This is a genomic window from Nocardioides sp. Z35_8 (genome assembly GCF_059621125.1).
The window spans coordinates 172,775-194,768 of record NZ_JCAQIE010000004.1 but is presented as its reverse complement, the minus strand read 5'-3'; the positions used below and the strand labels follow the sequence as shown (position 1 = coordinate 194,768).

Genomic DNA, 21,994 nt, shown 5'->3' with positions numbered 1-21,994 from the left:
GGTAGCCTGCGGCCACCATGCTCGAACACCTCCGCGGCCTCGTCACCGCGATCATCTCGCCGATCGCCCGCCTGCTGCTGCGCCTGGGGGTGAGCCCCGACGCGGTCACGCTGGTCGGCACGATCGCGACCTGCACCGCCGCGCTGTGGTTCGCGCCGCGCGGCGAGCTGGTCGTCGCCGCGCTCGTCGTGACGGTCTTCGCGCTCTTCGACCTGCTCGACGGCACGATGGCCAGGATGAGCGAGCGGGCGAGCGCGTTCGGGGCGTTCCTCGACTCGACGCTCGACCGCATCGCCGACGCCGTGGTCTTCGGCGCGGTGATCCTCTACTTCGCCGGACCCGGCGACTCGATGTTCGGGGCCGCCATGGCCCTCTTCTGCCTCGTCACGGGCGTCTCGACCTCCTACGCCCGGGCCAGGGCCGAGTCGCTCGGCTTCACCGCCCGCGTGGGCATCATGGAGCGCGCCGACCGGCTCGTGGTCCTGGGCATCGCCGCCATCGCCGCCGAGCTGAGCGACCAGCCGCTGGTGCTCGCGTGGGGCCTCGCGCTGCTCGGGGCGCTGAGCTCGGTGACGGTCGCCCAGCGCATCTGGGTGGTGCGCCGCCAGGCCCTCGACCGGGCGGCCTCCCAAGCCTGAGCGCGGTGTGATCCAGGTCTCACGCCGATGCCCCCGTCCGGGCGGGGCGGCACTACGATCGAGGCATGGCTGAGCACACCTCGTCGCAGACCCCCATCGAGCACGGCACCAGCCGCGTCAAGCGCGGCATGGCCGAGATGCTCAAGGGCGGCGTGATCATGGACGTCGTGACCGCCGAGCAGGCCCGGATCGCCGAGGACGCCGGCGCCGTCGCGGTGATGGCGCTGGAGCGGGTGCCCGCCGACATCCGCGCCCAGGGCGGGGTGTCGCGGATGAGCGACCCCGACATGATCGACTCCATCATCGAGACCGTCTCGATCCCCGTGATGGCCAAGGCCCGCATCGGCCACTTCGCCGAGGCCCAGGTGCTGCAGTCGCTCGGCGTCGACTACGTCGACGAGTCCGAGGTGCTCACCCCGGCCGACTACGCCAACCACATCGACAAGTGGGCCTTCACCGTCCCGTTCGTGTGCGGCGCGACCAACCTGGGCGAGGCGCTGCGCCGCATCACCGAGGGCGCGGCGATGATCCGCTCCAAGGGCGAGGCGGGCACGGGCGACGTGTCCAACGCGGTCATGCACATGCGCACGATCGGCGGGGAGCTCCGCCGGCTGCACGGCATGTCCGAGGACGAGCTCTACGTCGCGGCCAAGGAGCTGCAGGCGCCCTACGACCTGGTCAAGGAGGTCGCGGCGGCGGGCAAGCTGCCGGTCGTGCTCTTCACCGCCGGCGGCATCGCCACCCCGGCGGACGCGGCGATGATGATGCAGCTCGGCGCCGAGGGCGTGTTCGTGGGCTCGGGCATCTTCAAGTCCGGCAACCCGGCCCAGCGCGCCGAGGCGATCGTCAAGGCCACCACGTTCCACGACGACCCCGACGTCGTCGCCAAGGTCTCGCGCGGGCTCGGCGAGGCGATGGTCGGCATCAACGTCGACGAGATCCCGCAGCCGCATCGCCTGGCCGAGCGTGGCTGGTGACGCGGGACCGCGGCGGGCTCAGCCTCGCCGCGGCTCGCCGGCGTAGGTGCCGAACGACCACTGGTTGCCCTCCGCGTCGGTGACCCGGAACTCACGGCTGCCGTAGTCCTGCTCGACGATCTCGCTGGGCTCGAGGCCCGCCTCGGCGGCGCGCCGGTGCACGGCGTCGACGTCCGGCGCGACGACGTACGCCGCGCTGGTGCCGGGCTGCTGCGTGAACGGGCCGTCCGGCTTGTGGCAGCCGAGCATCACGCCGCCTCCCTCGGGCCAGTCGAGCTGGGCGTGCTGGACGACGCCCGCCTCGTCGCGGTAGGCCGCGGTCTCCTCGAACCCGAGGGCGACGAGGGCGCGGATGACGGCATCGGGGTCGTGGGCCTGCAGGGCGGGCCACACGGTCGGTGGGTGCTGTTCGCTCATGACGGCGATGCTGCCGCGACCCCGGGTGGTGCGCCTTGGACATTTGGGAACTCCGCGGCGAGCCACGCCGACGGCCCGAGGCCCGCGAACTCCCTGAAGTCGCGGACCAGGTGCGACTGGTCGTAGTAGCCGGTGCGGGCGGCGACCTGGGCGAGCGACGAGCCCGACGCGCCGGCCGCGACCACCGCGCGCCGGGCGACGTCGAAGCGGGCGAGCCGCTGGACGGTCTTCGGGCCGTGGCCCGTCTCGGCCGTGATCAGCTGGTGGAGCCGCCGGCGGCTGTAGCCGACGGCGTCGGCCACGTCGGACACCGCGAGGTGGCGCCGCCGGGTGAGCAGCCGCCACGCCTCGCGGACCTCCGCGGACGCGTCGCGCGGCTCCGCGCCGCGCTGCGTGCGGCGGATGCGGCGCGACAGGAAGCCGGCGACCGCGGCATACCGCCCGTTCCAGTCGGGCGCCGCGTGCATCTCCTCGACCACCCGGTCGACCTCGGCGCCGAACAGGTCGCGCGCGTCCCAGCTGCCCACAGGCAGCTCGGCCGCGGGGACGCCCAGCAGCCGCCGCACACCCACGGGGTCGAGGGTGAGCTGGACCCCGGCCCACCGACCGGGCTGCTCGACCATGGCCGGGCGGGTGTGCAGCCCGCCGAGGCTCACCCACTGCTCGTCGCGGACTCCGGCGTCCCAGTCCTTCGCCGTGGGCGCGGTGCGCAGCGGCTCGTCGAGGCTCAGCACCAGGGTGAGCGCGGCCGACGGGAGTCCGCGGTGCACGCCCGGCGCCAGCCCGCTCGCCGCGTAGCCGTACATCGACGTGACGTGCGGCGCGAGGGGCGCGGGGACTCGCGCCTCCGGAACCTGCTCCCACCCGCCGCCCATGGGGCGAGTGTGCCCCAACCGGCGGGCGGCGTCACCGCGACCTAGGATCGGCGCTCGTGGACCCGACCATCGGCGTGCTGGCCCTGCAGGGCGACGTGCGCGAGCATCTCGAGGTGCTGCGGGCCGCGGGCGCGGACCCGGTCGCCGTACGCCGTCGGGCCGAGCTCGCCGCCTGCGACGGCCTCGTGATCCCGGGCGGGGAGTCCACGACGATGGTCAAGCTCGCGACGGTCTTCGAGCTGCTCGAGCCGCTGCGCGACGCCGTGCGCGGCGGGCTGCCCACCTTCGGGACCTGCGCCGGGATGATCCTGCTCGCCGACCGCATCGAGGACGGGGCGGCGGGCCAGGAGAGCGTCGGCGGGCTGCACATCACCGTGCGCCGCAACGCCTTCGGGCGCCAGGTCGACTCCTTCGAGGAGGACCTCCGCCTCGACGGGCTGGCCGACCCGGTGCGGGCGATCTTCATCCGCGCGCCGTGGGTCGAGGCGGTCGACGAGGACGTCGAGGTGCTGGGGCGGGTGGAGGACGGCCCGGCCGCGGGTAGGATCGTCGCGGTCCGTCAAGGCCCCCTGATGGCGACCTCGTTCCACCCAGAGGTCGGCGGCGACGGCCGGGTGCACGGCATGTTCGTGGACCTGGTGCGCTCGGCCTGACGACCGCCCAGGCTCGAGCGACGGATAGAGGGACTCATGTCAGGCCACTCCAAGTGGGCAACGACCAAGCACAAGAAGGCCGCGATCGACGCCAAGCGCGGCAAGCTCTTCGCCAAGCTGATCAAGAACATCGAGGTCGCGGCGAAGCAGGGCGGCGGCGACCCCGCCGGCAACCCGACCCTCTACGACGCCATCCAGAAGGCGAAGAAGAGCTCGGTCCCCAACAAGAACATCGACTCCGCGGTCAAGCGCGGCTCGGGCGCCGAGTCGGGCGGGGTCGACTACCAGGGCATCTCCTACGAGGTCTACGGCCCGCAGGGCGTCGCGTTCCTCGTCGAGTGCCTCACCGACAACAAGAACCGCGCCGCGATGGAGGTCCGCACCGCGGTCACCCGCAACGGCGGCACCATGGCCGACCCCGGGTCGGTCTCGCGGCTGTTCACCCGCAAGGGCGTCGTGATGGTGCCCAAGTCGCAGGACGACCGCGAGGTGAGCGAGGACGACGTCCTCGAGGCGACCCTCGACGCGGGCGCGGAGGAGGTCAACGACCTCGACGAGGCGTTCCAGGTGCAGAGCGAGGCGACCGACGTCGTCGCGGTCCGCACGGCGCTGCAGGACGCCGGCATCGACTACGACTCCGCCGACGTGGAGTTCGTGCCCAGCCTCGAGATCCCCGTCGACGCCGACGGGGCGACCAAGGTGCTGCGGCTCGTCGACGCGCTCGAGGACCTCGACGACGTGCAGGACGTCTTCACCAACGTCGACATCCCCGCCGAGGTGATGGCCGAGCTCGAGACCGCCGACGCCTGAGCCCCGCGCCGTGCCGCGTGTCGTACGACGACCCGCGGCCGCCGCGGGTTAGCGTGGTCGCACGAACACATGTTCGGACGACGTGGCCGGACCGACGGCGGAAGGGGAGCTTCGTGCGCGTGCTCGGCATCGACCCCGGCCTCACCCGCTGCGGCGTCGGGGTGGTCGACGGCAGCGTCGGCCGGCCGCTGACGCTGGTCGACGTCGGGGTGGTCCGCACCAGCTCCTCCCTGCCGATCGCCGAGCGGCTGGTCACCATCGAGAAGGGCCTCGACGCCTGGATCGAGGAGCACCGGCCCGACGCCGTCGCCGTGGAGCGGGTCTTCGCCCGCTCCGACTCCAGCACCATCATGGGCACCGCCCAGGCCAGCGGCATCGCGCTCGTCGTCGCCGCCCGGCGCGGCCTGCCCATCGCGATGCACACCCCGAGCGAGGTCAAGGCGGCCGTCTCCGGCAACGGCCGAGCCGACAAGGCCCAGGTGGGCGCGATGGTGGTGCGGATCCTCCGGCTGGCCGAGCTGCCCAAGCCGGCCGATGCCGCCGACGCGCTCGCGCTGGCCATCACCCACGTCTGGCGGGGCTCGGCCAGCACCCGGCTCGAGGCCGCCGCCGCCCAGGCCCGAGCGCAGCAACGAGCCCCGCGGCGCCCCAGCCCGACCAGCACCCCACCGAGCACCACCCACGTGAGGACCCGATGATCGCCTTCGTCCGCGGCGAGGTCGCCGCCGTCACCTTGTCCAGCGCCGTCCTCGAGGTCGGTGGCGTGGGGCTCGAGCTGATGTGCACCCCCGGCACGCTGGCGACGCTGCGGGTCGGGCGCCCCGCGACGCTGCCCACGAGCATGGTCGTCCGCGAGGACAGCCTGACGATCTTCGGCTTCCTCGACGACGACGAGAAGCAGGTCTTCGAGATCGTCCAGACCGCCTCGGGGGTCGGGCCCAAGGTCGCCCAGGCCATCGTGGCCGTGATGAGCCCCGACGAGGTGCGCCGGGCCGTGACCACCGAGGACGTCAAGGCGCTCACCCGGGTCCCCGGCATCGGGCAGAAGGGCGCCCAGCGCATCATCCTCGAGCTCAAGGACCGCATCGGTCCTCCCGTCGGGGCCCACCACCCGGCCGCGGCGTCCCCGCCCACGGAGGCCTGGCGCGACCAGGTCCAGCAGGGCCTCGTCGGCCTCGGCTGGTCGGCCAAGGAGTCGGAGAAGGCGGTCGACGCCGTGGCTCCCGAGGCCGGCGACCAGCCCGACGTCGGCGCGCTGCTGCGCGCCGCGCTCCGCACGCTGAGCAAGGCCTGAGCCGATGAACTGGGACGACACCGACGAGGACCTCCACGGCGACCTCAACGACGAGCTCCGGCTCACCGACGCCGAGCTGGGCCACCTCCAGCGGCTCACCGACGCCGACGCCGACGGCGACGAGCGCGCGGTGGAGGCGGCCCTGCGGCCCCGCACGCTCGACGAGGTCGTCGGGCAGGCGCGGGTGCGCGACCAGCTCGGGCTGGTCCTCGAGGCCGCCCGCCGCCGCGGCCGGGCGCCCGACCACGTGCTGCTGTCCGGCCCGCCGGGGCTCGGCAAGACCACGCTCGCGATGATCATCGCCGCCGAGATGAGCACGCCGCTGCGGCTCACCAGCGGGCCGGCGATCACCCACGCCGGCGACCTCGCGGCGATCCTCTCGGGGCTCAACGAGGGCGACGTGCTCTTCGTCGACGAGATCCACCGGATGTCGCGCCCGGCCGAGGAGATGCTCTACATGGCGATGGAGGACTTCCGGGTCGACGTCGTCATCGGCAAGGGGCCGGGTGCGACCGCGATCCCGCTCGAGATCCCGCCGTTCACCCTCGTCGGCGCCACCACCCGCGCCGGCCTGCTGCCGGGGCCCCTGCGCGACCGGTTCGGCTTCACCGCCCACCTCGAGTTCTACGAGCCCCACGAGCTCGACCGGATCGTGCACCGCTCCGCGGGGCTGCTCGGCGTGCACGTCACACCCGAGGGCTCCAGCGAGATCGCGTCACGCTCGCGCGGCACCCCCCGCATCGCCAACCGCCTGCTGCGCCGGGTCCGCGACTACGCCCAGGTGCGGGCCGACGGGGTGCTGAGCCTGCCCGTCGCCCACGCGGCCCTCGACCTCTTCGAGGTCGACGAGTCCGGCCTCGACCGGCTCGACCGGGCCGTGCTCGACGTGCTCTGCCGCCGGTTCGGCGGGGGACCGGTGGGGGTCTCCACCCTCGCGGTCGCGGTCGGCGAGGAGCGCGAGACCGTCGAGGAGGTGGCCGAGCCCTTCCTCGTCCGGCTGGGCATGCTCGCCCGCACCCCCCGAGGGCGGGTCGCGACGCCCGCCGCGTGGCAGCACCTCGGCCTCACCCCGCCCGCCGTCCCGACCGTCGACTCCACCCTCGACTCCGGCCTCTTCGACGACGTGTGAGCTCGCCGGGCGACCCGCGTAGACTCCCACGCGCTCACGCACCCGACCCCCCGAGGAGACCCCCACCGTGAACGATGTCGCTGCCCTTCTGCCCCTGGTCGCCATCGTGGCCCTCTTCTGGTTCATGGTGATCCGCCCGCAGCAGCGCCGCCAGAAGGAGGTCCTGCGCCTGCAGCAGAGCATCGAGGTCGGCCAGCGCGTGATGACGTCCTCCGGCATCTTCGGCACCGTGGTCTCGCTCACCGACGACCGCGCCCGGCTCGAGATCGCCCCGGGCACCCAGATCGAGGTCGTGCGCGCGGCGATCGCCAAGGTCGACGAGCCGCTGCAGCAGCCCGACGCCGACCCCCGCGACGATGCCTGATCGTCGTACGGCGAAGGAGGCGCTCGAGCGCCTCGTCGTCGACGTCGCGGACTGGCCCGAGGAAGGGGTGACCTTCAAGGACATCACCCCCGTCCTGGCCGACCACGAGGCGTTCTCCGCGGTCATCGCCGCGCTGGCGGCCGCCGGTCGTGACGAGCGCGGCCGCGTGGTCGTCGACAAGGTCGTCGGCATGGAGGCCCGCGGCTTCATCCTCGCGGCCCCGGTGGCGCTGGCGCTCGGCGTCGGCTTCGTCCCGGTGCGCAAGGCGGGCAAGCTGCCGCGCGAGGCCCACGCCGTCTCCTACTCGCTCGAGTACGGCGAGGCCACCCTCGAGCTGCACAAGGACGCCATCGCGCCGGGGGAGCGCGTGCTCCTCGTCGACGACGTGCTCGCCACCGGCGGCACCGCGCGCGCGACGCGCGAGCTCGTCGAGACCGCCGGCGGCGTGGTGACCGGTGTGTCGGTGCTGATGGAGCTCTCCTTCCTCGACCCGCGCGCGGTCACCGGCGACCTTCCGATCGCCACGCTGCTCACGATCTGACCGTGCCCGTCCCGTCCCCGCGCATCGATCGCCGACACCCTCACTAGACTGGGCCAATGGCAGAGGAGCAGGCACCGGCGCACGACGCGAAGGCGTCCCCGAGCGCGCGCGGCATGCGCGCCCGCCTGGCCCGCGTCGGCACCCGGCCGCCGTCCTCCAACCCGGTGCTCGAGCCGTTGTTCCGGGCCGTGCGGGCCAACCATCCCAAGGCAGACCTGGCGCTCCTCGAGCGCGCCTACGCGGTGGCCGACAAGTGGCACACCGGCCAGATGCGCAAGAGCGGCGACCCCTACATCACCCACCCGCTCGCGGTGACCACCATCCTCGCCGACATCGGCATGACCGAGCCGACGCTGGTCGCGGCGCTGCTCCACGACACGGTCGAGGACACGCCCTACACCCTCGACGCGCTGCGCGCCGACTTCGGCGACGAGGTGGCGCTGCTCGTCGACGGTGTCACCAAGCTCGACAAGGTGCAGTACGGCGACTCGGCGCAGGCCGAGACCATCCGGAAGATGATCGTGGCGATGTCGCGCGACATCCGCGTGCTGGTCATCAAGCTGGCCGACCGGCTGCACAACATGCGCACCCTGCGCTACGTCCCGGCGGCCTCGCAGGAGCGCTCGAGCCGCGAGACCCTCGACATCTACGCCCCGCTGGCCCACCGGCTCGGCATGAACACCCTCAAGTGGGAGCTGGAGGACCTGGCGTTCGCCACGCTCCACCCGAAGATCTACGACGAGATCGTCCGGATGGTGGCCGAGCGGGCCCCCTCGCGCGACCAGTTCCTCGCCGAGGTGGTCGCGGAGATCGAGCAGGACCTCAAGGCCGCGCGGATCAACGCCAAGGTGACCGGCCGGCCCAAGCACTACTACTCGATCTACCAGAAGATGATCGTCGGCGGCCGCGACTTCTCCGACATCTACGACCTCGTCGGCATCCGGATCCTCGTCGACGAGGACCGCGACTGCTACAGCGCGCTCGGCGTCATCCACTCGCGCTGGAACCCGGTGCTGGGGCGGTTCAAGGACTACGTCGCGATGCCGAAGTTCAACATGTACCAGTCGCTCCACACGACGGTCATCGGCCCGCAGGGCAAGCCGGTCGAGGTGCAGATCCGCACGTTCGCGCAGCACCGCCGCGCCGAGTACGGCGTCGCCGCGCACTGGAAGTACAAGGAGAACTCCAAGGCGGGCGTCGACACCGACCGCCTCGGCGACAAGGACGACCTCACCTGGCTGCGCCAGCTCCTCGACTGGCAGAGCGAGGTGGAGGATCCGGGCGAGTTCCTGGAGTCGCTGCGCTTCGAGATGAACCAGCAGCAGGTCTACGTCTTCACCCCCCGCGGCGACGTGATCGCGCTGCCGATGGGCGCCACGCCGGTCGACTTCGCCTACGCCGTGCACACCGAGGTCGGCCACCACACGATCGGCTCGCGGGTCAACGGTCGCCTCGTGCCGCTGGAGTCGACCCTCGACAACGGCGACGTGGTCGAGGTGTTCACGTCCAAGTCGCCCACGTCCGGGCCCTCGCGCGACTGGCTCAACTTCGTGCAGTCGCCGCGCGCCCGCTCCAAGATCCGCCAGTGGTTCACCAAGGAGCGGCGCGACGAGGCGATCGAGCGCGGCAAGGACCAGATCGCCAAGCTCATGCGCAAGGAGGGCCTGCCCCTCAACCGGCTGATGACCCACGACGTGCTGGCGCTCGTGGCCGAGCACTTCCACCACGCCGACGTGTCGGCCCTCTACGCCGCGGTGGGGGAGGGCAACCTCAGCGCCCAGGCCGTCGTACGCCGCGTCATCGACCTGCACGGTGGCGACGAGGGTGCCCAGGAGGACCTCGCCGAGGGCGTCACCATCACGGGCCGATCCCGCACCGCCACCAAGCGCGGACCCGCCGACTCCGGGGTCATCGTCAAGGGCGTCGACGACCTGTGGGTCAAGCTGGCCAAGTGCTGCACCCCGGTGCCACCCGACCCGATCCTCGGCTTCGTCACCAAGGGCGGGGGAGTCTCGGTGCACCGCAAGGACTGCACCAACGCCGCCAGCCTGCTCGGCCAGCCCGAGCGGGTGCTCGAGGTGGAGTGGGCGCCGACGTCGCAGTCGACGTTCCTGGTCAACATCCAGGTCGAGGCGCTCGACCGGGCCCGGCTGCTGTCGGACATCACCATGGCGCTCTCCGACGCGCACGTGAACATCCTCAGCGCCACGCTGTCCACCACGCGCGACCGGGTCGCCAAGAGCCGGTTCTCCTTCGAGATGGCCGACGCCGCCCACCTCGACGGCGTGCTGCGGGCCGTGCGCGCCGTGCCGGGCGTGTTCGACGCCTACCGCGTCACGGCCTGACCCGGCGCCACTCGGGGACGCCGGGCGAAGCCGCGGCGGACCGGGCTCAGCTGAAGTCGGCCGCCGCCCGGCGGGCCATCTCGAGGAACGCCTGCTTGCTCTCGAGCTCGCCCTGGAGGTCCTTGACCTTGCGATCGTCGCCGGCGGCGGCAGCCCTGTCGAGGCGCGCCTGCGCCTCGGCGATCCCGGCCTCGAGCTTGCCGATCATGTCGTCGGCGCGGGCGGACTTCTCCGGGTCGCTGCGGCTCCACTGCTCGTCCTCGACGGCCCGGATCGCCTGCTCGACCTTGCGCATGCGCCCCTCGAGCTCCTTCATCCGGTCGCGGGGGACCTTGCCGGCGGCGTCCCACCGGTCGGCGAGCTCACGGAACGTCTTCTTGGTCGCCTCGAGGTCGGTGACCGGCACCAGGGCCTCGGCCTCGACGAGGATGGCCTCCTTGACCTCGGCGTTGGCCGCGAACTCCTGGTCGAGAGCGGCGTTGGCGGCGTCGCGGGCGCCGAAGAAGGTGTCCTGGGCCCCGCGGAAGCGCTGCCAGAGCTTGTCGTCGACGTCGCGCGGCGCCGGTCCGGCGGCCTTCCACTCGCGCATCAGGTCGCGGTACTTGCCGGCGGTCGGGCCCCACTCCGTCGACGACGCGAGGGCCTCGGCCTCCTTGACGAGCCGCTCCTTCACGACACGGGCGGAGTCGCGGCGCTCGTGCTCCTCGGCGAAGTGCGCCTTGCGGTGGCGGGTGTAGGTGGTGCGGGCGGTGGAGAAGCGCCGCCACAGCGCGTCGTCGGTGGCGCGATCGAGCCGCGGGAGCTCCTTCCACGTCGCCAGCAGGTCGCGCAGCCGGTTGGCGCCGTTGCGCCAGTCGGTGCCCTCGGCGAGCCGCTCGGCCTCGGCGACGAGCTCCTCCTTGGCGGCCTTCGACTCGGCGGCCTTCTGCGCGCGCTCCTCCTTGCGGGCCGAGCGCTGCACGGCGATGACCGGAGCCAGCGCGTCGAGCCGCGCCGCGAGCGCGACCAGGTCCCCGACCGCGTGGGCGTCGACCACCTGCTCGCGCAGGGCCTTCACCGACGAGCTCGCCTCCTCGGGGGCCAGCCGGCCCGTGGTGACCCGCTGCTCGAGCAGGTGCACCTTGCCCTCGAGCTCGTCGAAGCGCTTGGTGAAGAACTCCAGCGCCTCCTCGGCCGTGCCGGCCTCGTAGGACCCCACGGGGCGCTCGCCATCGGCGGTGCGGACATAGACGGTGCCGTCCTCGGCCACCCGACCCCAGGGCATGTCAACCGGGGCCGAGTCGTCTCGGGACTGCTTGTCGGAGCTCATGGTCGCCCATCGTAGTCATGGCCCCGAGGGCCCTCGGTAGGCTTCCACCGACAAGCAGACGACTGGCAAGACGACTAGCAAGGACTGACGCCCGTGTTCATCGCCGGCTTCCCCGCCGGACCCTGGGGGACCAACTGCTACGTCGTGGCAGCCGGTCCCGGGTCGGAGTGCGTGGTCATCGATCCGGGCAAGGACTCCGCGGCAGGGGTCGACCAGGTCGTCCGCGAGCACCGGCTCAAGCCGGTCAGCGTGCTCGTCACGCACGGCCACGTCGACCACATGTGGTGCGTCGCTCCCGTGGCCGGCAGCTACGACGCGACGGCGTGGATCCACCCGGCCGACCGCCACCTGCTCTCCGACCCGATGGCCGGGATGAGCCCCGAGACCACCCAGATGCTCCTCGGCGGCGACTACTCGTGGGCCGAGCCCGACGACGTGCGCGAGCTCACCGACCTGGCCGAGCTCGAGCTCGCGGGACTGCGGTTCGTCGTCGACCACACGCCGGGGCACACCGAGGGGTCGGTCACGTTCCGCACCCCCTACGCGCAGCAGGACGTCTCGGAGCTGATGTTCTCCGGCGACCTGCTCTTCGCCGGCTCGATCGGGCGCACCGACCTGCCCGGCGGCGACCACGCGACGATGCTGCGCAGCCTCACCGACAAGGTGCTCCCGCTGGCCGACGACATCGTGGTGCTGCCCGGGCACGGCGAGCAGACGTCGATCGGGCGCGAGCGCGCCACCAACCCCTTCCTCCGAGACCTGGTCCAGGACGTGCGATGAGCAAGATCGCCCCGCTGAGCGGGTTCCCCGAGCTGCTGCCTGCGCAGCGCGCCGTCGAGCGCGAGGTGGTCGCCTCGGTGTCGCGTACCTTCGAGCTGCACGGCTTCGCCAACATCGAGACGCGGGTCGTCGAGCCGATCGACCGGCTGGCCAAGGGCGGCGAGGTGGACAAGGAGATCTACGTCCTCCAACGCCTCGCCGCCGAGCCCGGCGCCAAGGCCGACCTCGGCCTCCACTTCGACCTGACCGTGCCGTTCGCGCGCTACGTGCTCGAGCACGCCGGCCACCTCGAGTTCCCCTTCCGGCGCTACCAGGTGCAGCCGGCCTGGCGGGGCGAGCGACCCCAGGAGGGCCGCTACCGCCAGTTCACCCAGGCCGACGTCGACATCGTCGGCCGCGACGAGCTGCCGTTCCACCACGACGTCGAGGTGATGGCGGTGATGGTCGACGCCCTCGGCCGGCTGCCCATCCCGCGGGTGTCGTTCCAGTTCAACAACCGCAAGCTGATCCAGGGCTTCTACCGCGGTCTCGGCATCGACGACGTGACGGACGCCATCCGGGTGATCGACAAGCTCGACAAGCTCCCCGCCGACGAGGTGGCCACCCTCCTCGTCGAGCGCGTCGGGGCCACCCCCGAGCAGGCGCGGCGCTGCCTCGAGCTGGCCACGATCCGCGTCGAGGACACCTCGTTCGTCGAGCGGGTCCGGTCCCTCGGCGTCACCGACGACCTGCTCGACCAGGGCCTCGAGGAGCTCGCGGCGGTCGTCGAGGGCTGCCGCGCGGTTGCCGGCGACCGGGTCGGGGTGGAGGCCAACCTGCGCATCGCCCGCGGCCTCGACTACTACACCGGCACCGTCGTGGAGATCTTCATGGCGGGCTACGAGCGGCTCAAGTCCGTCGGCGGGGGAGGGCGCTACGACGCGCTCGCCAGCGACGGCCGCACGACCTACCCCGGCGTCGGCGTCTCGTTCGGCGTCTCGCGCACCCTCGTCCCGCTCATCGCCGACGGCGTGCTGTCCGGGAGCCGACCGGTGCCCAGCGCGGTGCTCGTCGCCCTCAACACCGAGGACGAGCGTGGCGCCAGCACGGCGGTCGCGGCCGCTCTCCGGGCGCGCGACATCGCCTGTGAGGTCGCCCCGGCTCCGGCCCGGTTCGGCAAGCAGATCCGCTTCGCCGAGCGCCGCGGCATCCCCTACGTGTGGTTCGTCCAGGCCGACGGGACCCACCAGGTCAAGGACATCCGCAGCGGGGAGCAGGTCGAGGCCGATCCCGCGGCCTGGAGCCCGCCCGAGGCCGACCTGCGGCCCGCCGTCGTCAGCACCATCGTTCCCAGCAACACCCCCGGCAGCACCACCAGTGAGTCATCAGAGGAGATCCAGTGATCCGCACCCATGACGCCGGCGCCCTGCGCGCCGACAACGTCGGCCAGACCGTCACCCTCGCCGGATGGGTGGCGCGGCGGCGCGATCACGGCGGCGTCGCGTTCCTCGACCTGCGCGAGCGCAGCGGAGTCGTGCAGGTGGTCGTGCGCGACGAGGAGGTCGCCCACAGCCTCCGCAGCGAGTACTGCATCAAGGTGGTCGGCGAGGTCGTGGCCCGCAAGGAGGGCAACCAGAACCCCAACCTCGCGACCGGCGAGATCGAGGTCGTCGCGACCGAGGTCGAGGTGCTCTCCGCCTCCGACCCGCTGCCGTTCCCCGTCGACGACGCGTCCGGTCACAAGGGCGGCGAGGTCGGCGAGGAGGCCCGCCTCAAGCACCGCTACCTCGACCTGCGCCGCTCCGGCCCCAACGCCGCGCTGCGGCTGCGCAGCAAGATCAACAAGGCGGCGCGCGACGTGCTCGACGCGCGCGACTTCGTGGAGGTGGAGACGCCCACGCTGACGCGGTCCACCCCCGAGGGCGCTCGCGACTTCCTGGTGCCCGCGCGCCTGGCGCCCGGCAGCTGGTACGCCCTGCCGCAGAGCCCGCAGCTGTTCAAGCAGCTGCTCATGGTCGGCGGCATGGAGCGCTACTACCAGATCGCGCGCTGCTACCGCGACGAGGACTTCCGCGCCGACCGCCAGCCCGAGTTCACCCAGCTCGACATCGAGATGAGCTTCGTGGACCAGGAGGACGTCATCACGCTGATGGAGGACGTCCTGGAGGCGATGTGGGCGCAGGCCGGCCACACCATCGAGCGGCCGCTGCCCCGGATGACGTACGCCGAGGCGATGGCCCGCTACGGCTCCGACAAGCCCGACCTCCGGATGGGCCTCGAGCTCGTCGACTGCACCGACTACTTCTCCGACACCCAGTTCCGGGTGTTCCAGGCGCCCTACGTCGGCGCGGTCGTGATGCCGGGCGGCGGCAGCCAGCCGCGTCGGCAGTTCGACGCGTGGCAGGAGTGGGCCAAGCAGCGCGGCGCCAAGGGCCTGGCCTACGTCACGATCGGGGAGGACGGCACCCTCGGCGGCCCGGTGGCCAAGAACCTCACCGACGCCGAGCGCGACGGCCTCGCGGCCCACGTCGGCGCCGAGCCGGGCGACTGCGTCTTCTTCGCCGCCGGCCCGGCCAAGAGCAGCCGCGCGCTGCTCGGTGCCGCCCGCCTCGAGATCGGGCGCCGCGCCGGCATGCTCGACGACTCCACGTTCGCGTTCACGTGGGTCGTCGACGCCCCGCTGTTCGAGCCCAGCTCGGAGGCGGTGGCCAGCGGCGACGTGGCCGTGGGCGCGGGCGCGTGGACGGCCGTGCACCACGCGTTCACGAGCCCCAAGCCGGAGTTCATGGACACCTTCGACACCGACCCCGGCAATGCCCTGGCCTACGCCTACGACGTCGTCTGCAACGGCAACGAGCTCGGCGGCGGGTCGATCCGTATCCACCGCGGCGACGTGCAGAGGCGCGTCTTCGCCGTGATGGGCCTCACCGACGACGAGGCGCAGGAGAAGTTCGGGTTCCTGCTCGACGCGTTCAAGTACGGCGCACCCCCGCACGGCGGCATCGCCGTCGGGATGGACCGGATCGTGGCGCTGCTCGCGGGCACCGACTCCATCCGCGACGTGATCGCCTTCCCCAAGTCAGGCGGCGGCTTCGACCCCCTCACCGCCGCGCCCGCTCCGATCACCCCGGAGCAGCGCAAGGAAGCCGGTGTGGACGCCGTCCCCGCGAAGGACGTCCCGCCCGCCGGTTGATCCTTCGAAGGGTTTGCCGTGTCCTGGCGGCGACCCCGGTGCACCGCGTCGTAACGGGATCGTTACCCGTCGGTGACCGTGCCCACCACGGACGTCACATAGAGTCGCGCTCGGCGCAGCCCTCGGGAGACCCCGGGCTGCGCCGGCCAGTCCCGAACCAGATGGGGAGAGCATGTCGGCAGAGATCGCAGGGCCCGAGACGCTGGGCATCCTGAACTCCGATCCGGAGCACCAGGACCCCAACAGCCCCAAGGCCAAGGAGATCTCCGGGAAGTCGCCCCTGCGCATCGCGCTCGGTCGGTTGGCTCGCGACAAGATCGCCGTCGTGTGCGCGGTGGTGGTGCTGTTCTTCATCATCTGCGCCGTGTTCGCCGGCACGATCACCAACATCTTCGGCGTCGACCTCGTCACGCCGCTGGCCAGCGAGCGCGTCGACGGCCTCAACAACGGCATGCCCAAGCCGGAGATGGGCCCGCCCAACGGTCCGTTCACCTGGGACCACCCGATGGGCGTGGCCCCCCGCACCGGCGAGGACAACCTCGCCTACTGGCTGCACGGGTGCCGGATCTCGCTGATGATCGCGACGGTCGCGACGCTGATCGCCAGCACGCTCGGCGTGATCGTCGGGCTCGTGGCCGGCTTCCTCGGCGGCACGGTCGACAAGGTCCTGTCGTTCTTCATCGACATGTTCCTGACGGTCCCGTTCCTGCTCGCCGCGCTGACCCTCGCCCCGATCCTCAACGACCGGTTCAACACCTCCGAGGACTACGCGACGATCCAGAAGTTCAGCCTGGTGTGCGTGCTGGCCATGTTCGGCTGGATGGGCACGGCTCGCCTGATCCGCGGTGAGGTCCTCGCGCTCCGTGAGCGCGAGTTCGTGCAGGCCGCCCGGGTGGTGGGCATGCCGACCTCGCGGGTGCTGTTCAAGGAGCTGCTGCCCAACCTGGCGGCGCCCATCATCATCAGCGTGTCGCTGATGCTGCCGTCCTTCGTGGCGCTCGAAGCCGGACTGGCGTTCCTCGGCATCGGCGTCACCGACGGTGTCTCGTGGGGCCAGACGATCCTCAAGGCGGCCACGCCGACCTACTTCCGGGAGTACCCGCAGTACCTGTGGCAGCCGCTGCTCGGCATCGTCGCGCTGGTGCTCTCCCTCAATCTCTTGGGCGACGCGGTCCGCGACGCCCTCGACCCCAAGACCCGTCGTTGAGCCACGGCTCGACCCCAGGTTGTGCACGTCGCCGATGACGCCGTCCTCGGTGAGAACAAGAAAGAAAGGCTGGACAGCATGAAGCGGAACAAGCCGCTCGCGCTCGTTGCCGGTGCTGCCCTACTGACGCTCGCCGCCTGCGGTGGCGGGTCGTCGGACGAGGGCGAGACCGGGAGCGGGACGACTCGAGAGTTCGGCGACCAGGGAGGGGGCACCAAGGACGCTGAGCGTCAGGCCCCCGCTGCCGAGGTGGAGGGTGCCACCCCGGGCGGGACCATCACGGTCTACCTGCCCGGAGACCCCGGTCCGGACACGCTCGACCCGACCGCTGGTTGGTCGGTGACCGGCAACTCGATCCAGCAGGCGCTCACGAGCCGCTCGCTGACCCAGTACATCCGTGACGAGAACGGCCAGCCGGTGCTGGTGCCCGACCTCGCCACCGACCTGGGCACCCCCAACGACGACTACACGGAGTGGACCTTCACCATCCGTGACAACGCGACGTGGGAGGACGGCAAGCCCGTCACGGCCGAAGAGGTCGCGTTCGGCATCTGCCGCTCGCTCGACTCCGAGGCGTTCCCGTCCGGTGCCGGCACCGAGTACTCCAAGCACTACTTCGCGGGTGCCGAGGACTACGAGGGCCCCTACACCGCCAAGGACCCCAAGTGCGAGAACTGGGACGGCATCGCGGTCGACGGCCAGGACGTCACCATCTCGATGTCCACGCCCTTCCCGGACATGGACTACTGGGGCGCGTTCATGGCGATGGGCCCCGCGCCCCTCGGCAACGCCTCCAAGCCGCCGAACTACGGCACCAAGCCGCTGTCCAACGGCCCCTACAAGGTCGAGAGCTACAAGCCCAACGAGGAGCTCGTCCTCGTGAAGAACGACCAGTGGGCCGCTGACTCCGACCCGGGTCGTCACCAGTACGCCGACGAGTTCGTCTTCAAGTTCAACCAGGACCAGGCCAAGGTCGACGAGATCATGCTCTCCGACAACGCCGACAGCCAGACGGCCGTGTCCACCTCGCTCGGCTCGGACAAGTACAACGACGCCAACGGCCAGCTGGGTGACCGCCTGGTCCAGCAGACCTCGCAGTGCGTCTCCACGCTGACCCCGGACTACAACAAGATCCCCGAGATCGAGGTCCGCAAGGCGCTCGCCTACGCCTACCCCTACGAGGACGTGTGGATCGCCGGCGGCGAGGTGCCCGGTGTCACCCGCATCCCCGCCAACTCGGTGATGCCCCCCGGCATGGCCGGCAAGAAGGACTTCCAGGTCGACGGTGAGCAGATCACCTACGACCCGGAGAAGGCCAAGGCCCTCCTGGAGGAGGCCGGCGTCGAGACCCCGTACCCGATCACCATGGTCTACTACGAGGTCGACCCGCTGGCGAAGGCCACCCAGGACCAGATCACCAAGGGCTACGAGGCCGCCGGCTTCTCGGTCAAGGCGATCCCGGTGCAGGAGTCGCCGTACAACATCTGGCTCGACCCCGACAACAAGGTCAACAAGAAGCTCAACCTCCGTGGCGTCAACTGGTGCTCGGACTGGCCGTCGGGCTCGACCATGCTCCCGCCGCTGCTCAAGGGTGGTGCCGTCTACAACACCGCTCTGTTCGACGAGGCTTCGGTCAACGACGAGATGGACCGCATCAGCACGCTGCCGCTCGACGAGCAGGCTGCTGCCTGGGGCGACCTGGACGAGAAGATCATGACGGAGTACTTCCCGATCATCCCGACCGCGTTCCGCAACGACCTGTTCGTCTTCGGCACCAAGGTCGGCAACCCCTCGGGCGATGGCTCGATCGGTGCGCCGAACTACAAGGACCTGTACGTGATGCAGTGATCCTGGCGCTCATCAGGTCCTCGACCTGGAGCACCATGTAGTCCCCAGCACGACCCAGCACCACACTGACGGGTGGGGGCTCCCGGACCGGGAGCCCCCACTCGCCAGCCCGGACCCCGATAGGCTGTCTCCTCGGGGGCCGACTCATCCACCATCCCCGGAGAGTGACCAGCGATGCTTGCCTATGTCGTGAAGCGCCTGATCTCGGGAGTCCTCGTCGTGGCCCTGGTCTCGATGGCGATCTTCCTGCTGTTCTGGTACGGCCCTTCGAGCCCGGCGCAGCCGATCTGTGACCGCGAGACCAGCAACAGGTGCACCCAGCAGAAGCTCGCGGTCTACGAGAAGACCCTGGGTTACAACAACCCGGTCTACGAGGAGTACGCCAAGTACGTCGAGGGCATCTTCGTCGGTCGCACGCTCACCATCGCGTCCAACGAGTACGAGTGCTCCGCCCCGTGCCTCGGCGTCAGCTTCCGCACCAAGCAGCCGGTCAAGGAGGAGCTCGTCTCGCGCATGCCCGCGACCTTCTCCGTGGCGATCGGCGGTGCGTTCCTCTACCTGCTCTTCGGGGTGCCCATCGGTGTCGCCGCCGCGAGACGGCGCGGCACCGTGGCCGACAAGGCCCTGGTGTCGAGCTTCCTGTTCATCAGCTCGATCCCCTACTACCTCTTCGCCCTGCTGACCTGGCTCTACCTCACGATCACGTTCGAGGTGCCGCTCTTCAGCGACACGGGCTACTTCTCGATAGGCGCCAACGGGCCATGGAAGTGGTTCAGCGGCCTGTTCCTCGCCTGGGTGGCACTCGGCATCTTCGGGTGCACCCAGTACACCCGATTCACCCGCGGCGCGATGGTCGAGGCCCTCAGCGAGGACTACATCCGCACCGCCAAGGCCAAGGGCCTCCCGGCTCGCACGATCGTCTACAAGCACGGACTGCGCGCCGCGCTGGTGCCGGTCGTGACGATCTTCGGCATCGACTTCGGCACGCTCCTCGCGGGCACCATCTTCACCGAGCGGATCTTCGAGATCCAGGGCATCGGGTGGTGGAGCCTGCAGGCGGTCCAGGGCCGTGACCTGCCAGTGGTGCAGGCGACCGCCCTGTTCAGCGCCGTCGTCCTGATCATCTCCAACCTGCTCGTGGACATCGTCTACAGCGTCCTCGACCCGAGGGTGAGGCTCTCGTGACCAGCGTTCCCATGACCCAGTCGAGTGCCCCCGCCTCCGCGGAGGCCGAAGGCCCCTTCCTCCAGGTCGAGGACCTGAAGGTCACCTTCCCGACCGAGGACGGCCCCGTCACCGCGGTGCAGGGACTGTCCTACTCGGTCGAGAAGGGCAAGACGCTCGGCATCGTCGGCGAGTCGGGCTCCGGCAAGTCGGTCTCGAGCATGGCCGTGATGGGCCTGCACGACACCAAGTCGGCGCAGATCTCCGGCTCGATCCGCGTCGGCGGCACCGAGGTCGTCGGCCTCAGCGAGTCGCGCATGCGCAGCCTGCGCGGCAACGAGATGGCGATGATCTTCCAGGACGCGCTCGCGGCCCTGCACCCGTTCTACAAGATCGGCTCGCAGCTGGCGGAGGCCTACCTGGTGCACCACTCCGGTGCCTCCAAGCGCGACGCGCGCCGCAAGGCGATCGAGATGCTCGACCGCGTGGGCATCCCGCAGCCCGACCGGCGCGTCGACGACTACCCCCACCAGTTCTCCGGGGGCATGCGCCAGCGCGCGATGATCGCGATGGGCCTGATCAACGACCCGTCGCTCCTGATCGCCGACGAGCCGACCACCGCGCTCGACGTGACGGTGCAGGCGCAGATCCTCGACCTGCTCCAGGACCTCCAGCGCGAGTTCAACTCCGCGGTCATCATCATCACCCACGACCTCGGCGTCATCGCCGAGATGGCCGACGACGTCCTGGTGATGTACGCCGGGCGGTGCGTGGAGTTCGGCACGACCAAGCAGATCCTGACCACGCCGGAGATGCCCTACACCTGGGGGCTGCTCTCCAGCGTGCCCGAGGTGTCGGCGTCCACCGACGCGCGCCTGATCCCGATCCCGGGCAACCCGCCCAGCCTGCTGCGCCCGCCGCCGGGATGCTCCTTCCACCCCCGGTGCGTGCACTCCGACAAGGTCCCCGGCGACCTGTGCTCGACCCAGCTCCCCGACCTGCTGCCGGCCAGCACGGGCACGGCCCATCTCAAGCGCTGCCACCTGGCCGACCCCATCGCGGTCTACCACGCGGAAGTGCTGCCCGAGATCGCCCCCGACCTCGTCGAGGAGACCCGATGACCCAGGATCCCAACGCCCGCGCCGAGATCGAACCGACCGAGATCGGAGCCAACGCGGCGGAGACCGGGGAGCGTGAGCTCACCAACCCGGTGAGCGAGGCCTACGGCGACGACGACATCCCCGTCGACCTCGACTTCGCGACGCTGGCCGAGCAGGGCCACGTGGCCGCCGAGCTCGACCCCGACGCCCCGGCCGTGCTGACGGTCGACAACCTCAAGATGTACTTCCCGGTGAGGTCCTCGGGCATCGTCCGACGCACCATCGGGCACGTGCAGGCCGTCGACGGGATCTCGTTCGAGGTCCCCAAGGGAGGCTCGCTGGGCCTGGTGGGGGAGTCGGGCTGCGGCAAGTCGACGACCGGACGCCTGATCACCCGGCTCTACAAGCCGACCGGCGGCTCGATGATGTTCGCCGACAAGGACCTGGCCAAGCTCTCCAACAAGGAGATGAAGCCGCTGCGCCGCGACGTGCAGATGATCTTCCAGGACCCCTACACCTCGCTCAACCCGCGGCACACCGTCGGCACGATCGTCGGAGCGCCGCTCGAGGTGCACAAGATCGTGCCCAAGAACAAGATCCTGCCGCGCGTGCAGGAGCTGCTCGAGATCGTGGGCCTCAACCCCGAGCACTACAACCGCTACCCCAACGAGTTCTCCGGTGGCCAGCGCCAGCGCATCGGCATCGCCCGGGCGCTCACGCTCAACCCCAAGGTCCTCGTGGCCGACGAGCCGGTCTCCGCGCTCGACGTGTCGATCCAGGCGCAGGTGGTCAACCTGCTCCAGGACATCCAGACCGAGTTCGACGTGGCGTTCCTCTTCATCGCCCACGACCTCGCCATCGTGCGCCACTTCTGCCCCGAGATCGCCGTGATGTACCTCGGCAAGATCGTGGAGATCGGCGACCGGGAGACGATCTACGCCAAGCCGCACCACCCCTACACCCAGGCGCTGCTGTCCGCGGTGCCCGACGTGAAGCAGGCCGCGATCGGCGGCCGGCGCGAGCGCATCCGGCTCGAGGGTGACGTGCCGAGCCCGATCAACCCGCCGTCGGGCTGCCGGTTCCGCACCCGCTGCCAGTTCGCTCAGGAGATCTGCGCGAAGGTCGAGCCGCCGCTGCTGCAGATCGGCAAGCGCCACAAGGTGGCCTGCCACTTCGCGGGCGAGCTGGGCGCGCATCCCGCCACTCCGGTGACGACCGAGCTGCTCGGCGTCGACGACCAGGGCACGCCGGTGCCGGGCGCCACGCCCAGCAACACCCAGCTCACGATCCCGGGCTACGAGAAGACCTGGTACGACCTCCGGACCAAGCAGACGACGGGGGCCTGAGTCGAGCGCCGTCGGCGCCCGGGGG

At 71.1% G+C, this 21,994-nt stretch carries 21 protein-coding genes; 18 read left to right on the top strand and 3 right to left on the bottom strand.

All coding sequences use genetic code 11. The features are described from left to right. Nucleotides 1-17: 17 nt before the first annotated feature. Together pgsA and pdxS are read left to right on the top strand one after the other, a co-directional pair. Nucleotides 18-638, top strand: a complete 621-nt coding sequence (gene pgsA / locus AC54T2_RS17410) for a phosphatidylinositol phosphate synthase (protein WP_496666804.1) — start codon at nucleotides 18-20, stop codon at nucleotides 636-638. A gap of 65 nt (nucleotides 639-703) precedes the next feature. Further along, entirely contained in the window at nucleotides 704-1,615 is a 912-nt protein-coding gene (gene pdxS, locus AC54T2_RS17405; protein WP_489976737.1) for a pyridoxal 5'-phosphate synthase lyase subunit PdxS, read from the top strand. An 18-nt stretch (nucleotides 1,616-1,633) separates the two neighbouring features. Here pdxS and AC54T2_RS17400 read toward each other — a convergent pair whose 3' ends face one another. Together AC54T2_RS17400 and AC54T2_RS17395 are read right to left on the bottom strand one after the other, a co-directional pair. Then, nucleotides 1,634-2,032 (bottom strand): VOC family protein, encoded by a 399-nt coding sequence (locus AC54T2_RS17400; RefSeq protein ID WP_496666803.1) that lies wholly within the window; start codon nucleotides 2,030-2,032, stop codon nucleotides 1,634-1,636. Next, complete coding sequence (locus AC54T2_RS17395) at nucleotides 2,029-2,907, bottom strand: helix-turn-helix domain-containing protein (protein WP_496666802.1); 879 nt, start codon at nucleotides 2,905-2,907, stop codon at nucleotides 2,029-2,031. Before AC54T2_RS17395 ends, AC54T2_RS17400 begins: the two co-directional genes overlap by 4 nt. A gap of 56 nt (nucleotides 2,908-2,963) precedes the next feature. On the opposite strand from AC54T2_RS17395, the gene pdxT reads away from it, so the two are divergent. The 8 genes from pdxT (at nucleotide 2,964) to AC54T2_RS17355 (ending at nucleotide 10,043) form a co-directional block, all read left to right on the top strand. Beyond that, entirely contained in the window at nucleotides 2,964-3,560 is a 597-nt protein-coding gene (gene pdxT / locus AC54T2_RS17390; RefSeq protein WP_496666801.1) for a pyridoxal 5'-phosphate synthase glutaminase subunit PdxT, read from the top strand. A 36-nt stretch (nucleotides 3,561-3,596) separates the two neighbouring features. Beyond that, nucleotides 3,597-4,370, top strand: coding sequence for a YebC/PmpR family DNA-binding transcriptional regulator (locus AC54T2_RS17385; RefSeq protein WP_496666800.1), 774 nt, complete (start codon nucleotides 3,597-3,599; stop codon nucleotides 4,368-4,370). Nucleotides 4,371-4,483: 113 nt separating this feature from the next. After that, nucleotides 4,484-5,068, top strand: coding sequence for a crossover junction endodeoxyribonuclease RuvC (ruvC, locus tag AC54T2_RS17380; RefSeq protein ID WP_186341140.1), 585 nt, complete (start codon nucleotides 4,484-4,486; stop codon nucleotides 5,066-5,068). Beyond that, complete coding sequence (gene ruvA / locus AC54T2_RS17375) at nucleotides 5,065-5,664, top strand: Holliday junction branch migration protein RuvA (RefSeq protein WP_186341141.1); 600 nt, start codon at nucleotides 5,065-5,067, stop codon at nucleotides 5,662-5,664. The genes ruvC and ruvA overlap by 4 nt, the downstream gene beginning before the upstream one ends. A 4-nt stretch (nucleotides 5,665-5,668) precedes the next feature. After that, nucleotides 5,669-6,793: a Holliday junction branch migration DNA helicase RuvB gene (gene ruvB / locus AC54T2_RS17370; protein ID WP_496666799.1), complete on the top strand. Its 1,125-nt coding sequence runs from the start codon at nucleotides 5,669-5,671 to the stop codon at nucleotides 6,791-6,793. 67 nt (nucleotides 6,794-6,860) lie between these two features. Continuing rightward, the gene (gene yajC / locus AC54T2_RS17365) at nucleotides 6,861-7,157 is read left to right on the top strand and encodes a preprotein translocase subunit YajC (RefSeq protein ID WP_241005115.1); all 297 of its coding nucleotides are present in this window, start codon (nucleotides 6,861-6,863) and stop codon (nucleotides 7,155-7,157) included. After that, nucleotides 7,150-7,698: an adenine phosphoribosyltransferase gene (locus tag AC54T2_RS17360; RefSeq protein ID WP_186341142.1), complete on the top strand. Its 549-nt coding sequence runs from the start codon at nucleotides 7,150-7,152 to the stop codon at nucleotides 7,696-7,698. The genes yajC and AC54T2_RS17360 overlap by 8 nt, the downstream gene beginning before the upstream one ends. A 56-nt stretch (nucleotides 7,699-7,754) precedes the next feature. Next, nucleotides 7,755-10,043 carry a RelA/SpoT family protein gene (locus tag AC54T2_RS17355; RefSeq protein ID WP_241005114.1) on the top strand — a complete coding sequence of 763 codons (2,289 nt, stop codon included), beginning with the start codon at nucleotides 7,755-7,757 and terminating at the stop codon, nucleotides 10,041-10,043. Nucleotides 10,044-10,089: 46 nt separating this feature from the next. On the opposite strand, the gene AC54T2_RS17350 is transcribed toward AC54T2_RS17355, so the two are convergent. Next, entirely contained in the window at nucleotides 10,090-11,352 is a 1,263-nt protein-coding gene (locus tag AC54T2_RS17350; protein WP_496666798.1) for a DUF349 domain-containing protein, read from the bottom strand. A 93-nt stretch (nucleotides 11,353-11,445) separates the two neighbouring features. Between AC54T2_RS17350 and AC54T2_RS17345 the strand changes: the two genes are divergently transcribed. The 8 genes from AC54T2_RS17345 (at nucleotide 11,446) to AC54T2_RS17310 (ending at nucleotide 21,969) form a co-directional block, all read left to right on the top strand. Beyond that, nucleotides 11,446-12,132: an MBL fold metallo-hydrolase gene (locus tag AC54T2_RS17345; RefSeq protein ID WP_186341143.1), complete on the top strand. Its 687-nt coding sequence runs from the start codon at nucleotides 11,446-11,448 to the stop codon at nucleotides 12,130-12,132. After that, nucleotides 12,129-13,514, top strand: coding sequence for a histidine--tRNA ligase (gene hisS, locus AC54T2_RS17340; protein ID WP_489976742.1), 1,386 nt, complete (start codon nucleotides 12,129-12,131; stop codon nucleotides 13,512-13,514). The genes AC54T2_RS17345 and hisS overlap by 4 nt, the downstream gene beginning before the upstream one ends. Beyond that, nucleotides 13,511-15,304: an aspartate--tRNA ligase gene (gene aspS / locus AC54T2_RS17335; protein WP_186341145.1), complete on the top strand. Its 1,794-nt coding sequence runs from the start codon at nucleotides 13,511-13,513 to the stop codon at nucleotides 15,302-15,304. The genes hisS and aspS overlap by 4 nt, the downstream gene beginning before the upstream one ends. Before the next feature lie 172 nt (nucleotides 15,305-15,476). Beyond that, the gene (locus tag AC54T2_RS17330; protein WP_489976743.1) at nucleotides 15,477-16,511 is read left to right on the top strand and encodes an ABC transporter permease subunit; all 1,035 of its coding nucleotides are present in this window, start codon (nucleotides 15,477-15,479) and stop codon (nucleotides 16,509-16,511) included. A gap of 78 nt (nucleotides 16,512-16,589) precedes the next feature. After that, nucleotides 16,590-18,359, top strand: coding sequence for an ABC transporter substrate-binding protein (locus AC54T2_RS17325; protein WP_186341147.1), 1,770 nt, complete (start codon nucleotides 16,590-16,592; stop codon nucleotides 18,357-18,359). Nucleotides 18,360-18,533: 174 nt separating this feature from the next. Next, nucleotides 18,534-19,544: an ABC transporter permease gene (locus AC54T2_RS17320; RefSeq protein WP_186341148.1), complete on the top strand. Its 1,011-nt coding sequence runs from the start codon at nucleotides 18,534-18,536 to the stop codon at nucleotides 19,542-19,544. 11 nt (nucleotides 19,545-19,555) lie between these two features. Beyond that, nucleotides 19,556-20,644: an ABC transporter ATP-binding protein gene (locus tag AC54T2_RS17315; RefSeq protein WP_186341283.1), complete on the top strand. Its 1,089-nt coding sequence runs from the start codon at nucleotides 19,556-19,558 to the stop codon at nucleotides 20,642-20,644. After that, the gene (locus AC54T2_RS17310; RefSeq protein ID WP_186341149.1) at nucleotides 20,641-21,969 is read left to right on the top strand and encodes an ABC transporter ATP-binding protein; all 1,329 of its coding nucleotides are present in this window, start codon (nucleotides 20,641-20,643) and stop codon (nucleotides 21,967-21,969) included. The genes AC54T2_RS17315 and AC54T2_RS17310 overlap by 4 nt, the downstream gene beginning before the upstream one ends. Nucleotides 21,970-21,994 lie beyond the last annotated feature (25 nt).

Excerpts from the sequence above, each read along its gene's own strand:
- pgsA (WP_496666804.1), top strand. The coding sequence starts at position 18 with ATGCTCGAACACCTCCGCGGCCTCGTCACCGCGATCATCTCGCCGATC.
- pdxS (WP_489976737.1), top strand. The coding sequence starts at position 704 with ATGGCTGAGCACACCTCGTCGCAGACCCCCATCGAGCACGGCACCAGC.
- AC54T2_RS17400 (WP_496666803.1), bottom strand. The coding sequence starts at position 2,032 with ATGAGCGAACAGCACCCACCGACCGTGTGGCCCGCCCTGCAGGCCCAC.
- AC54T2_RS17395 (WP_496666802.1), bottom strand. The coding sequence starts at position 2,907 with ATGGGCGGCGGGTGGGAGCAGGTTCCGGAGGCGCGAGTCCCCGCGCCC.
- AC54T2_RS17385 (WP_496666800.1), top strand. The coding sequence starts at position 3,597 with ATGTCAGGCCACTCCAAGTGGGCAACGACCAAGCACAAGAAGGCCGCG.
- ruvA (WP_186341141.1), top strand. The coding sequence starts at position 5,065 with ATGATCGCCTTCGTCCGCGGCGAGGTCGCCGCCGTCACCTTGTCCAGC.
- ruvB (WP_496666799.1), top strand. The coding sequence starts at position 5,669 with ATGAACTGGGACGACACCGACGAGGACCTCCACGGCGACCTCAACGAC.
- AC54T2_RS17360 (WP_186341142.1), top strand. The coding sequence starts at position 7,150 with ATGCCTGATCGTCGTACGGCGAAGGAGGCGCTCGAGCGCCTCGTCGTC.
- AC54T2_RS17355 (WP_241005114.1), top strand. The coding sequence starts at position 7,755 with ATGGCAGAGGAGCAGGCACCGGCGCACGACGCGAAGGCGTCCCCGAGC.
- AC54T2_RS17350 (WP_496666798.1), bottom strand. The coding sequence starts at position 11,352 with ATGAGCTCCGACAAGCAGTCCCGAGACGACTCGGCCCCGGTTGACATG.
- hisS (WP_489976742.1), top strand. The coding sequence starts at position 12,129 with ATGAGCAAGATCGCCCCGCTGAGCGGGTTCCCCGAGCTGCTGCCTGCG.
- AC54T2_RS17330 (WP_489976743.1), top strand. The coding sequence starts at position 15,477 with ATGTCGGCAGAGATCGCAGGGCCCGAGACGCTGGGCATCCTGAACTCC.
- AC54T2_RS17325 (WP_186341147.1), top strand. The coding sequence starts at position 16,590 with ATGAAGCGGAACAAGCCGCTCGCGCTCGTTGCCGGTGCTGCCCTACTG.
- AC54T2_RS17320 (WP_186341148.1), top strand. The coding sequence starts at position 18,534 with ATGCTTGCCTATGTCGTGAAGCGCCTGATCTCGGGAGTCCTCGTCGTG.
- AC54T2_RS17315 (WP_186341283.1), top strand. The coding sequence starts at position 19,556 with ATGACCCAGTCGAGTGCCCCCGCCTCCGCGGAGGCCGAAGGCCCCTTC.
- AC54T2_RS17310 (WP_186341149.1), top strand. The coding sequence starts at position 20,641 with ATGACCCAGGATCCCAACGCCCGCGCCGAGATCGAACCGACCGAGATC.